This is a genomic window from Iodobacter fluviatilis, from assembly GCF_900451195.1.
Classification (GTDB): Bacteria; Pseudomonadota; Gammaproteobacteria; order Burkholderiales; family Chitinibacteraceae; genus Iodobacter; species Iodobacter fluviatilis.
In genome coordinates this window covers 22,911-35,335 of sequence record NZ_UGHR01000001.1, presented here as the reverse complement: position 1 = coordinate 35,335, position 12,425 = coordinate 22,911, and the positions used below count along the sequence as shown (strand labels likewise).

The following is a 12,425-nucleotide window of genomic DNA, read 5'->3' as shown; positions in this document are numbered from 1 at the left end:
CAAATGTCTTTATTCGCAGGGCAATCATAAAACGAATCACATCATCAAACTGAAACCCCTCGCTGGCAAATCCGCCCAATTTACATTTCACCTCAGCACGCCCAGCTATAAAACCCGCTAAAATAGCGCCCTCACTTTGCACAAAGCGCTTCGATGAACCGCACGGCCTTACTTATTCCGCACTTTAATAATCCACAGGGCCTTGCTGCGTCTTTGGCCTCTATCGGGGCACACGAGCAGATTGATGCATTTATTGTGGACGATGGCAGTAGCAGGCAGCGTATTGATGAAGCGGCTTGTGCAAAAGTCTGGCGGGCGGATGGCGAGTTGCACTTTATTTATTTGCCGCACAATCAGGGCATCGAGCATGCGCTCAATACCGGCCTGCAAGCGATTATTGAAGCGGAATATGAATATATTGCCCGCTTAGATTGCGATGACCTGTGCGCGCCGGAGCGCTTTGCCAAACAAATCGCTTTTTTAGACAGCCACCCGGATCTGTATTTATTAGGCAGCGCGGTGATGTTTTTTGATGCCAGCGGCGATCGTTTTACGATTAATCAGCCTCAGAAGCACAATGAAATCCTGCGCCAGATGCACGACGACAATGCCTTTACTCACCCCTCAGTGATGTTCAGAGCGGCGGGAGTAAAAGCGCTGGGGCTTTATCCAACTGACTGTAAAGCTGCAGAAGACTTTGCGTATTTCTGGCGCTTTGTGGCGCATTATCAAACGGCTAATCTGGCCGAGGTGCTGACCCGCAGCGAGTACAACGACGCGGGCATTTCCATGAGCCGCCGCCGCCAGCAGCAGGCGATGCGCATCAAGCTGCTGTGGCGTTATTTTGATTACACCCCACGATCTTTGGTAAAAATCAGCAAAGCCTGCTTATCATTTGCCCTACCCGTCAGCTTCACCCGTAAAATCAAACGCCTGCTGGGAATGGGGAAGTGGGATTAAACAGCAAGAAAATCCCCCTCAATCCCCCTTTTACAAAGGGGGAAGCTACAGCGTTAATGCCACGCTAAATGGCCAAAGCGCCCCACTCGGGACATTAGCATTTGCATTAGTTTGATGTACCAGTTCCCCCCTTTGAAAAAGGGGGGCTAGGGGGGATTTAGCAAGCTCCACCCGCCCTACAATGGTTAATTTAAACGCGAAGCCGCACTCGCAAAAAACAGAAGCACACATGACACGCCTTATTTTACTGATACCGCATTTTAATAATCCTGCCGGGCTGATTAAATCCTTAGCCTCCATCGGCCCCAATGAACAATGCGATGTGCTGGTGGTGGACGATGGCAGCACGCGTGCGCCAATTGAGCATACGGCGGCCAGAAATGCGTTTAAGGCACAGGGCGAGCTGCGGTTTTTAAATTTGCCGGTCAATCGGGGGATTGAGCATGCACTTAATTCTGGCCTGAGTTGGATTAGCGCCCGTGGCTACGAGCTGATTGCACGTCTCGATTGTGGAGATGAAAACCTGCCCGATCGCCTAGCAAAACAAATCGCTTTTTTAGACAGTCACCCCGATGTGATGCTGGTCGGCGGCGCGGCCAGTTTTGTCGATCAGGCAGGGGCCGAGCAATTTGTGCTGCGCCACCCCAGTGAGCACGCGGCCATTACCCAGACAATGCGTAATAACTCAGCTTTTATTCATCCGGCTGTGATGTTCAGAACGGCCGCTTTGGACAGCACTGGCCTCTATCCACTGGATATGCCAGCCGCAGAAGACTACGCCTTGTTTAGCGAATTCACTCGCCAGTTTAAAGTGGCCAACCTGCCCGATGTGATGATCCGCTACGAGCTAGACCCGAATGGCATTTCGCTGAGTAAACGCCGCCAGCAGCTCACATCCCGCCTAGCGGTGCAAAAAAAATACAACGATAACAGCCTAGCCGCCTTAGTTGGTATGGGCAGAACGCAGCTTTTACTCTTATTGCCCTACTCTCTGGTGTTTAAGCTCAAATCAATATTAAGAGCAAAAAAAGCATGAGCCTAATCCCCGTACAACCCACCGCTAAAATTGTGCATATCGTCGAAGCCTTTGGCGCAGGCACGCTGTCTATGGTGTCGGCAATGGCCAATGCGCAGGCCAAAGATGGCCATAGCGTCACCATTATTCATTCGGTACGTGAAGAAACGCCGGACAACTGGCGCGCGCTGTTTGTCGATGCCATCCGCTTTATTCAACTGCCTATGGTGCGCGCCATTAACCCCGCCGCCGACTGGCGAGCTGGCCGAGCGCTTTATCATTGGCTGCGTGAGTTAAAGCCAGATGTGGTGCATATGCATTCATCCAAGGCCGGTGCGCTGGGGCGGATTGTTAGTTTATTTATTCGTGGGAAATCTGCGCCAAAGTGGTTTTTCTCACCCCATGGTTTATCGTTTTTGCAGCGGGCTGAAGGGCGATTAAAAAACACCATTTTTCTGACCGTCGAAAAAATCCTCTCGGAAATCCCCACCACCTTTATCGCCTGCTCACCTTCCGAAGGCGCAGAAATTCGCCGTTATCTCAGCCGTAATGTGATGGTGGTGAATAACGCGGTTGATCTGGCAGCCATCCACCCCGCTAAGGGGAATCAAGATATCGTGCGCATTGGCACCGTAGGCCGAGTCACCCTGGCCCGTAACCCTGAGCTATTTGCAAAGATTGCCAGCCAAGTGGCCCAGCCCGGCGTCGAATTTGTGTGGATAGGCGGCGGTGATGTGGCTTCAGAAAAAAACCTGAAAAATGCCAATGTAAAACTCAGTGGTTGGGTAGATCGCAGCCAAGCTTTAGAGCAGTTGGCCAGCCTAGATATTTATATCCAAACCTCTCGCTGGGAAGGCCTGCCCGTCGCCGTGATCGAAGCCATGGCCGCCGGCCTGCCCGTATTAGCAACCAATGTGGTCGGCAATAAAGATTTAGTGATTGATGGTGAAAATGGCTATCTCTGCGAAAACAGCAGCGATTTTGTAAAACACCTCAATACACTGATCGAAGACCGCAGCGCCCGCCAAAAACTTGGCGCGCAGGCAAGGCAGTTTGCCGAGGCGAATTACTCGCTGGATAAGATGATGGCGAGTCTTTATAAGGCTTATGGAATTTCACCTTAGATGTTATGTAGAAACCATTTTAGTGCCTTCGGCACATTGTCTTTGGTGCGGGAGCCCCCGCGTGGGCCTTCCTTTCTTGCGTGGCCAAGAAACGAAGCCAAAGAAGGCCACCCCGGCGTCTGCGCCCCGCTGCGCGGGGTTCCCTCTCTGCGGACAACCGGCATGGCGTCGATTCAACTCGCTTCGCTCAAACACGAATCGACGACTTCCCCATGCCCCTTGTTCCTCGATCGGCTGGTCTCAGGGGGGAGACAACACCAACGCCACGATTTTTCAAACGAGCAAAATACTCTGAAACCTTAAAGAATCGATACCCCCTAAGAAAAACGAGTCAAACTGTGTTCCACGTGTACTCTAAAGGCTCTGTGCCTACAGATCTTTGCTTTAAACATCAGGAAGTAAAATGAATAAGCATTTACAAGCCGAAAGAGCCAAGCCCTTACTGGCGCTGGCCGATTTTGCTGCGCTCACCGCGTCTTTTTGTGCGGCGCTGGCCATGCTGAGTTTTTTCCGTCACCAAAGAATTGGTGGCGATTTTGCCGCCTGGTGGTGGTGGGAAGGCTCGCAGCAAAGCACGGCCTTTTTGTTTTTAGCCGTACTCACCGTCGGTAATTTCTGGTGGCGGGGCCATTACAGCCTGCGCCTGCCGTTTTGGGATGAGCTACTGGAAATCCTGCGCGCCCTGCTGCTGGCTGCGCTGTTAAACGGCATGCTGGTACTACTAGGTAAATTCACGGTATCGCGCTTTTTATGGCCAATGTCTTGGAGCCTAGCGCTGCTGCTCTTGCCGCTTTTACGCTCGCAAATGAAAAACTGGCTGCTGTCTAAAAAACTCTGGCAGCTGCCAACGGTCATTATCGGTGCCAGCAGCAATGCCATCGATGCCTGCCGCGCCATGCATAGCGAGCGTCAGCTGGGTTTTGAAGTACAAGCCTTTTTATCCATCAATAAAAACGATCCTGCCGAACTGACGATTGATGGCCAAGCCCGGCCAGTGATTCAGCTCGAGGAAACCGGGCTGCTTTCATGGCTGGATAATAATAATCGCCCCCATGTGGTAGTGGCCGTGGATGAAGACGAGCTACGCCGCCTTGGCCCACAAATTGAGCTGCTCTCGCTTAAATATAAAGATATGCACATCATTCCGCCGATTGCTGGCTTGCCGCTGTTTGGCGTAGTGCCGCACCATTTTTTTAGTCATGAAGTGCTGTTGCTGCGCGTGCGCAATAATCTGTCGGTTAAATCACTCACCACCTTAAAACGCGCTTTCGATTTATTTGGTGCCAGCGTGGGCCTGCTGCTGCTTTCGCCTCTCTTAGCCTATGTGGCGATTCAGATTAAACGCCAGGGCGGCCCTGGCAGCATCTTTTTTGGCCATGTCCGTGTCGGCATTAACGGCAAGCCGTTTAAGTGCTGGAAATTCCGCACCATGGTTTCCAACAGCCAAGAGGTATTGGAAAAGCTGCTTGCCAGCAGCAGCGAGGCACGTGCCGAGTGGGATAAAGACTTTAAGCTTAAAAATGATCCGCGCATCACACCAATAGGCGAGTTTTTAAGAAAAACCAGCCTCGATGAAATCCCGCAGCTGTGGAATGTGATCAAAGGTGAAATGAGCTTAGTCGGCCCGCGCCCTATTATTACTGCTGAACTAGAGCGCTATGGCGATCACGTTGATTTCTATCTAGAAGCGCGCCCCGGCCTGACGGGGCTGTGGCAGGTATCGGGCCGCAACGACACCACTTATGCCGAACGCGTGGCGCTGGATGCTTGGTATGTAAAAAACTGGAATCTTTGGTACGACGTGGCAATTGTCTGCAAAACCATCAAAACCGTGGCGACCGGGCGCGGGGCTTATTAAAAAAACCCAAGGGCGTGCCCTGATTGCTGAGTGGTAAAAGACCGTCACACGCAGCACTTAGAAGTACGCCCCACTGCTCTTTCTACATTTTAAATCCATACCTCAACACCAGAAAATCAGCACCATAATTAGGCGTTTTAATATCACCATTTGAGTGGTGCTGATACAACAATGTTAAATCTTGTGACCTGCGCTCGCCAAAACGCACCCCAGCCCCCAGCTGTTCGCCAAATTGAAAAGCCGTGCTGAAGGGCCCCCGTTTGGCGTAATCTGTGCGCGAAAACACATGCCCGCCCACCCCTGCCTCTACAAACCACTGTAAGCCCTGATCAGCAGCAGCCCACTCATAGCGCAGCTCGGGTGTAATAAATAATTCACCGGTATTTAGATCATCACCGCGCCATAAACCCGCCCCCAAAGCCAATCCGGAGCTCAGCTTCCCGGTTTTTGTCTCATACCATGACCATGGTAAATCCGTGCGCCACGCCACTCTGAATAAATGGTGCTGCTCCACATGCTTAGGTTGCATGCCCTGCCCGGCGCTAACTTGCCACTCAAACGCCTCTGCACCAGCCACTGCAAACAAAATGCAGGTCAGGCAAAACCGGATGACAAATGCAAACATAGCGAGGCTCCTTATCGGTGGCGTCTTTACAATATAGACACAGCAATCCTTTTATATTTTTCTAGCTGACGTTATCCTTTGTGCAAAGCACATCATTTTTTTAGGAATACCATGCAAGCCGATGAGTTCGTCCAGTCATTCCGCCTGGCCGCCCCTTATATTCACGCCTTCCGTGGCCGCACATTTGTTATTGCCTTAGGGGGAGAAGTCGTCCGGGATGGCAAATTTGCCACCATTACCCATGACATCAATTTGCTGACCAGCCTTGGCGTGCGCCTAGTTGTAGTGCATGGCGCAAGGCCGCAAATTGAAGCCCGCACTGCAGAGCGTGGTTTAGAAACACGTTATCATCACGGCTTACGCGTAACCGATTTACCCACACTGGAATGTGTTATTCAGGCGGTAGGCCAGGTCAGAGTAGAAATCGAATCATGGTTATCTATGGGTCTGGCGAACTCTCCCATGGCCAATGCAGATATCCGCGTTTCTGCGGGTAACTTTATTACCGCGCAGCCTATGGGTATCCGTGATGGCTTAGACCTGATGTATACCGGCGAAGTGCGCAAGGTGGACACCACGGCCATCCGCTATCGCCTTGATGATGGTGAGCTGGTCTTGCTGTCTACCTTAGGCTACTCACCAACAGGCGAAGTTTTCAATGTGCCGCTCGAAGATGTGGCCACCAGCGCGGCCATTGCCTTGCGCGCCGACAAGCTGATCTTTTTATTGGGCCAGCAGGGTGTGGAAGATTTAGCCGGCGAGCTGCTTACAGAGCTAACCGCTTTACAGGCCGATCAGTTTCTCAGCACCCATCCGCATCCACATGAAGACATCCGGCTTTATCTGCCCTGTGCCATTAAGGCAGTAAGAAGCGGGGTAGCGCGGGCGCATCTGGTCAGCCATCATGTAGATGGCGCTTTGCTGAAAGAATTGTTTACCCATGATGGGATAGGCACCATGGTTTCCCGTGATTCGCTGGAAACCATGCGAGAGGCCACGATTGATGATGTAGGCGGTGTATTGGCGCTGATCGAGCCACTGGAAGACGATGGTGTGCTGGTTAAACGAGGGCGTGAGCTGCTGGAGCGTGAAATCCACCGCTATTCGGTACTGGAGCACGACAGCAAAATTGTCGGTTGCGTAGCGATGTATCCATTTCCTAAAAGCCATATGGCAGAAATGGCTTGCCTGGTGATTCATCCGGACTATCGTGATGCCAATCGGGGTGAACAATTATTGAAGCATATAGAGCAACACGCTAGAAGCCTAGGCGTACGCGAATTATTTGTATTAACAACACGCACCGCACATTGGTTTGTAGAACGGGGATTTGCACTGGCTACCGTTGATGCATTACCAATAGAAAGAAAGCAGCTCTACAATTACCAAAGAAGATCTAAAGTATTTATTAAACAGCTGCGTAACTAAACGCTATTGTGTAAATTAAATATACGATATTTCTATTACTGATTATTATTGATCATGTGACACTGCCAAAAACACCTCTTTTTGGCAGTGTTTAATTTGATAAAGATGCTTTAGCAAAGAAAGCGATCAGACGTCATCTTCGGTACGACGCGTCTGACCCTAAATTAAGCAATCATTTCACGACAGGTTTGCATGGCATCGCTTCCGTTTTTTAATTCGCTTCGCACACGTTTAATCGTGGTCAGCACGCTGGTGCAATGTACGATTTTAGCCATTCTTCTACTCAATACCTCGAGAATATGGTCAGAAATGGCCACACACGCCACCGAAGTGCGTGTTCAAGAATTATCCCGCCTGCTAAATGCAGCTTTTGCCACGCCTTTATCCACAGGCAATCTGGCCCAGGCCGCTGATTTACTGGAAGGTATTCGCACGGCAGAAGGCATTGATTACATTATTCTGCTCAATAATAAAAAACAAATCATTGCCGCAAGAGGCTGGGATATTGCTCACCCGCTGCCCCCTGTTGATAAACTATCACTGGAAAAAAACCTGCCTGCGCTCATCCATGCGGCCACCCCGATTGAATTTGCTGGCGAGCCCTATGGCGAATTGCGCTTTGGTATTTCCACCGAGATTATGCGCGGTGGAGTCAATCAATTACTGATGCAAAACGCCATTACCATGGTGGTGGGCATTTTACTTTCCGCACTGATGATGGGGCTTTTTGGCATTTGGCTCAGCCGCCATATTCACCGGCTGATTAAAGCCGCAGAAAACGCAGCCCAAGGTAATTACAATAATGTTGCCCCCATCCCGCACGGGCAAGACGAAATCAGCCAGCTTACCCGTCGCTTTAATGAAATGACCAGTTTAATTAAAGAGCGGATCGATTCGCTGGTCATGAATGAAGAGAAATTCCATACCATTGCCAACTACACCCACAGTACCGAGCTATGGCTATCCCCCGAGGAAGGCCGGCTGGTATGGATTAATGATTCGGTGACCCGGCTTTCCGGCTACTCAGTGAATGAATGCATGCTGCTGGGTGATTTTCCTTTATCGCTCACCATGCCGGAAGAGCGCTCCCGCGTTACAGAAACGCTTAAACAGGCACTTGAGCACCGCAGCGTGATCCAAGATTTTGAATTCAGAGCCGTTCGCCGGGATGGCCAGCCATTCTGGGCCTCGGTATCCTGGCAGCCGATTTACGATTCCAATGAAAATTATTTAGGCCTGCGCGCCAGTATCCGTGATAACAGCGAGCTAAAAGAAGACCGGTTGTCACTGCGCAAAGCCGTGATCGAACTGCGCCAGATTCAATCACTAGGGCAAAGCTATTTATCCCGTGCGGAGTCTGAGCGTGCACGGCTGACCGCCTTACTCTCCGCCATGCGCTTTGGTGTGCTGTTTGTCGATAACGACAACCGTGTGGTGTTTCATAACCCGGCTTTCTGTGATTTATGGGGGCTGGGGCCCGGTAATCAGCTGCCCGGCAAGCCCATTGGGCAGATTCTGCAAATCGCAGAAAACCGCCCTGCACTTGGCGATATTATTGCCAATTATCTGGAAGAGCTGGCGCTATCAGACGATAAAGTCGATTTTGGCGAGCTCAGCATGAACGATGGCCGGGTCATTACCCAGCATGGCTTCAGGGTACTGGACAGCCAAGGCACGGCGAATGGCCGGATGTGGATTTACGAAGATGTGACCCAGCAGCGCGAGCTGTCCGAGCATATGATCAAGCTGGCCGAGCGCGACGCCCTCACTGGCCTCTATAACCGCCATCGCTTTCAGCAGGAGCTGGATCGCATGGTATCCGAAGCCGATCGCAAACAAAGCGCCATGGCCTTGGTTTTCTTTGATCTGGACGAGTTTAAACACGTCAACGACACCTTTGGACACGGCGTGGGTGATGATTTACTGAAATGTATCGCCCAAACCATCGGCACTCAAGTGCGCCGCCATGAAGTGTTTTCGCGTCTTGGCGGTGATGAATTTGCGATATTAGTGCCCGATTGCAATGAGTTTGAAGTCAGTAAGCTAGCCGAGCGCATTGTCAGCTCCATCTCGCAGATTCCGTTTACGGTTGAAGGCCACGTATTGCGCCCTTCTTCATCGGTGGGCGTGGCGTTGTTCCCCAATCACGCCAGCAACTCACTGGAGCTGGTCGCCCATGCGGATTCGGCCATGTATCAGGCCAAGTCGGCAGGTAAATCCACTTGGCGCATGTATCGCCAGGATGCTGATCCATCCAGATCAGCCATTACCCGGCTTTCATGGAAAGACCGTATTACTGAGGCATTGGAAAACAATGGCTTAGAGCTGCATTTCCAGGGAATTTACTATCCCAGAACCCGTAAACTTGCGCATTTAGAAGCGCTGGTCCGGATGAAGGATATGCAAAAACCTGATGAAATCATTATGCCAGGGCTGTTTATTCCCCATGCAGAAAAAACCGGTAAGATTATTGATATTGATCGCTGGGTGATACGCACCACCATTGAACTGCTCGGCAAAAAAGCCAATATTCCATCTATTGCCATTAATATCTCCGGCCGCTCTTTTGACGAGCCGGAAATGCCGGAATACATCAGTCAGCAGCTCAAGCTGCATAAAGTAAACCCAGCCCGATTATTAGTTGAATTAACCGAAACAGCCGCCGTTTCAGACATCCGCGATGCAGAGCGTTTTATTGATGCATTGCGCGCCACCGGCTGCACCGTATGCCTTGATGACTTTGGTACGGGTTTTGCGTCCTTTGCCTATTTAAAACAGCTGAAAGCCGACGTGCTTAAAATTGACGGCTTTTTTATTAAAGACTTAATCAGCGATCACGACAGCCAGGTCTTTGTGCGCGGCATGGTGAGTATGGCCCATGAAATGGGCAAAACAACCATTGCCGAGTTTGTAGAAAACGAAGCCATTTTTAATATGCTGATTGAATTGGGAATTGATCAGGTGCAAGGCTATTACCTGGATAAACCGATGAAAGATCATCCGGGATTGAATATTATTTAACGAATGTTATGCAGAGATCTTCTTTTTAGTGCCTTCGGCACGTTGATTTAGGTGCGGCATCCCGCAAACTATATGATTTTTGTGTGGCCAAGAAACGAAGCCAAGCCACAACCCCAATAACACGAAGGCCCCTCCTACGGTCCAATCGAGTCGGCGGCGGGTGGGATTGGCTCGCTCCCAAGCGATCCCCCGCCCCGCTTGTTCGGAGCTTCAGTGTTTCAATGGGAAATTTAAGCCCCGTGCTACTTACTGCGATACGAATCATAATTGCGGAGTTTTAAAAATCCTTAAACGATGCAAAATAACTTAATTCACAATTTGTTTTGCTCCGTGAAACGCCGTGTTCTCTGTGACCTCCGTGTTTCAAGATTTAGGTTTGGCTAAGTAATATCAGTGAATTATTTAATGAGTCTTCCGTACAAGGAATAACCCCATGAGTATGCCCATCTGGCTCACCTTTATTGCCACCACTTTTTTTATTTCGGCCACACCCGGCCCGAATATGCTGCTGATGCTGTCGCACGGCACACGTTATGGCTGGCAGGCGACGCTGGCGACCATGAGTGGTGCACTAGCAGGTTTGTGTTTATTGTTTGCGCTCTCGGCCTTTGGTATGGCCACTATTCTGGCGACATCTGCCACGCTGTTTTTGATTTTTAAATTAGCCGGTGCGGTGTATTTAATTTATTTGGGCTGGCAATGTTTTAAAGCCGGAAACAACTTAGAAATGCCCAATGCTTCTGCCGATTCTGCAGCAAGGCGCTTTCGTCTGGGATTAACTGTGGCGCTATCAAACCCTAAGGCTATTTTATTTGCCGGTGCTTTTTTGCCGCAATTTATCAACACCGCACAACCGCAAGCGGGGCAATGGGCTATTTTGCTGGGCAGCTTTTTTATCATCGAAGCAGGCTGGCAAGTGGCCTACGCAGCAGGCGGCGCAAGGCTGGGCAACTGGCTGCAAGGCCCAAACCGCATCAAGCGCTTTAACCAAGGCTGCGGTGCGGCTTTCTTTGCCGTGGGTGGATTACTGGCAACGGCGCAGCGCTGATCAGCGGTCAGGAGCCAGGAGTCAGGAGTCAGGAGTCAGAACGGTGCGCAAGAAAACCACCTTGCGCACCCTGTATAGACCGGAGACATAGGTAACACACGTGCGGACACATGGGTAACACATTTTAGTTGTTTAACTGCAAGGTATTCAAATCGATTCTTCCGAAGTGCTGATGGCAAAAATAGAGGTCAAACACCCCGTCGTTCAGACTATCTGCACGCAGTGCAATAGGTAAACGATGTAAGGCACTAGACACTTTAAATTTATGATTTTGTAATTTTACTTCGCCGCCCCAACCCACAGTAATGACTTGATCGTTGGGGCCGTATTCAATTTCAGGCAAAGCAGAAGGCATGGCAATTAAGCTCGGTTTATAGCGGGTAATCGGTGTGGCTAGCCCTAAGGCTTCATGCGGGCGCTGCTCGTTATAGACCGTGCGCCAGTCGTTAAATGCATGCTGAACATGGGCTAAATCGCGAAATGCCCGGCCATTTAATACTTCTGCTTTTAGCGTGCGATGAAAGCGCTCTTCTTTGCCATTGGTTTGCGGATGCCCTGGGCGGCTATGGCTAACATGGATACCCAAGCGGATCAGCCAGATAGATAACTGGCTGATGCCATGGCTGGCATCACTGGGGCTTCCCCATGGAGAACCGTTGTCAGCGTTGATACGAGCAGGCAAGCCATAGCGAAGAAATACATCCGTTAAGTGAGTCTGGACAATGGCTGCCGTGGTTTGACCACAAGCAGTTAAGGTGAGATTAAAGCGAGAATGGTCGTCCAATAAAGTGAGGGGAAAGCACATTTGCTGAGCCGTATTGAAGTTCCCTTTGAAGTCGATCTGCCATAAAGCATTCGGCTGATCATGCTCAAAACGTAGCCAGTGTTGGGCTTGCTCACTCGCCTTGGCGCAAATTAAGCCATGGCGATGCAGAATATTGGTGATGGTGCTTGGCGCAGGAACATCCACATGCCCCAGCTCCAACAGCCTTCGATGGCGTTTGCGCCCTCCCCAAACAGGGTGCTTCTGGCGCAGGTCTACAACGAGGGCTTCAATCTCTGCGGTGGTCAGTGTTGGCGATGATTTGGGGCGGCGAGATCGATCTTGAAAACCTTCTTGGGGGGTATCCAGATAGCGCTGCCGCCACTTGTAACCTGTTTTAGTTGAGATGCCGAAACGCTGGCAAAGCGCTTTAAAATTACAGTTATCTTGCAGTGTAAGGAGTACAAATTCTGAGCGAATAGACATGATATTCACGGGCATCCAAGGCATGGTAAGTAGGCATCCCAAGCGGTTAAAAACACCGCCAAAGTGTTACCTATGTCCTCGTACAAGTGTTACCCAT

The 12,425-nt window shown here is 50.6% G+C and carries 9 protein-coding genes; 7 read left to right on the top strand and 2 right to left on the bottom strand.

All coding sequences use genetic code 11. The features are described from left to right. Nucleotides 1–153 precede the first annotated feature (153 nt). The 4 genes from DYD62_RS00130 to wbaP all read left to right on the top strand — a co-directional run bounded on the left by DYD62_RS00130 (nucleotide 154) and on the right by wbaP (nucleotide 4,957). Nucleotides 154–960, top strand: coding sequence for a glycosyltransferase (locus DYD62_RS00130; RefSeq protein ID WP_115225514.1), 807 nt, complete (start codon nucleotides 154–156; stop codon nucleotides 958–960). A 229-nt stretch (nucleotides 961–1,189) separates the two neighbouring features. After that, nucleotides 1,190–1,996, top strand: a complete 807-nt coding sequence (locus tag DYD62_RS00125; protein WP_165928566.1) for a glycosyltransferase — start codon at nucleotides 1,190–1,192, stop codon at nucleotides 1,994–1,996. Next, complete coding sequence (locus DYD62_RS00120; protein ID WP_115225512.1) at nucleotides 1,993–3,099, top strand: glycosyltransferase family 4 protein; 1,107 nt, start codon at nucleotides 1,993–1,995, stop codon at nucleotides 3,097–3,099. Before DYD62_RS00125 ends, DYD62_RS00120 begins: the two co-directional genes overlap by 4 nt. 403 nt (nucleotides 3,100–3,502) lie before the next feature. After that, complete coding sequence (wbaP, locus tag DYD62_RS00115; RefSeq protein WP_115225511.1) at nucleotides 3,503–4,957, top strand: undecaprenyl-phosphate galactose phosphotransferase WbaP; 1,455 nt, start codon at nucleotides 3,503–3,505, stop codon at nucleotides 4,955–4,957. 82 nt (nucleotides 4,958–5,039) lie between these two features. Here the strand turns inward: wbaP and DYD62_RS00110 are convergent, their stop codons facing one another. Further along, nucleotides 5,040–5,582 carry an acyloxyacyl hydrolase gene (locus DYD62_RS00110; RefSeq protein WP_115225510.1) on the bottom strand — a complete coding sequence of 181 codons (543 nt, stop codon included), beginning with the start codon at nucleotides 5,580–5,582 and terminating at the stop codon, nucleotides 5,040–5,042. Nucleotides 5,583–5,693: 111 nt separating this feature from the next. Here DYD62_RS00110 and argA point away from each other — a divergent pair, with 111 nt between their 5' ends. From argA to DYD62_RS00095, 3 genes are all read left to right on the top strand, one after another. Further along, nucleotides 5,694–7,010 (top strand): amino-acid N-acetyltransferase, encoded by a 1,317-nt coding sequence (gene argA / locus DYD62_RS00105; RefSeq protein ID WP_099396656.1) that lies wholly within the window; start codon nucleotides 5,694–5,696, stop codon nucleotides 7,008–7,010. Nucleotides 7,011–7,202: 192 nt separating this feature from the next. Further along, a complete protein-coding gene (locus tag DYD62_RS00100; protein ID WP_115225509.1) occupies nucleotides 7,203–10,031 on the top strand; it encodes an EAL domain-containing protein in 2,829 nt (942 codons plus the stop codon). 433 nt (nucleotides 10,032–10,464) lie between these two features. After that, nucleotides 10,465–11,079: a LysE family translocator gene (locus DYD62_RS00095; RefSeq protein WP_115225508.1), complete on the top strand. Its 615-nt coding sequence runs from the start codon at nucleotides 10,465–10,467 to the stop codon at nucleotides 11,077–11,079. A gap of 124 nt (nucleotides 11,080–11,203) precedes the next feature. Here the strand turns inward: DYD62_RS00095 and DYD62_RS00090 are convergent, their stop codons facing one another. After that, nucleotides 11,204–12,352, bottom strand: coding sequence for an IS481 family transposase (locus DYD62_RS00090; protein ID WP_115225507.1), 1,149 nt, complete (start codon nucleotides 12,350–12,352; stop codon nucleotides 11,204–11,206). Between the last annotated feature and the right edge of the window lie 73 nt (nucleotides 12,353–12,425).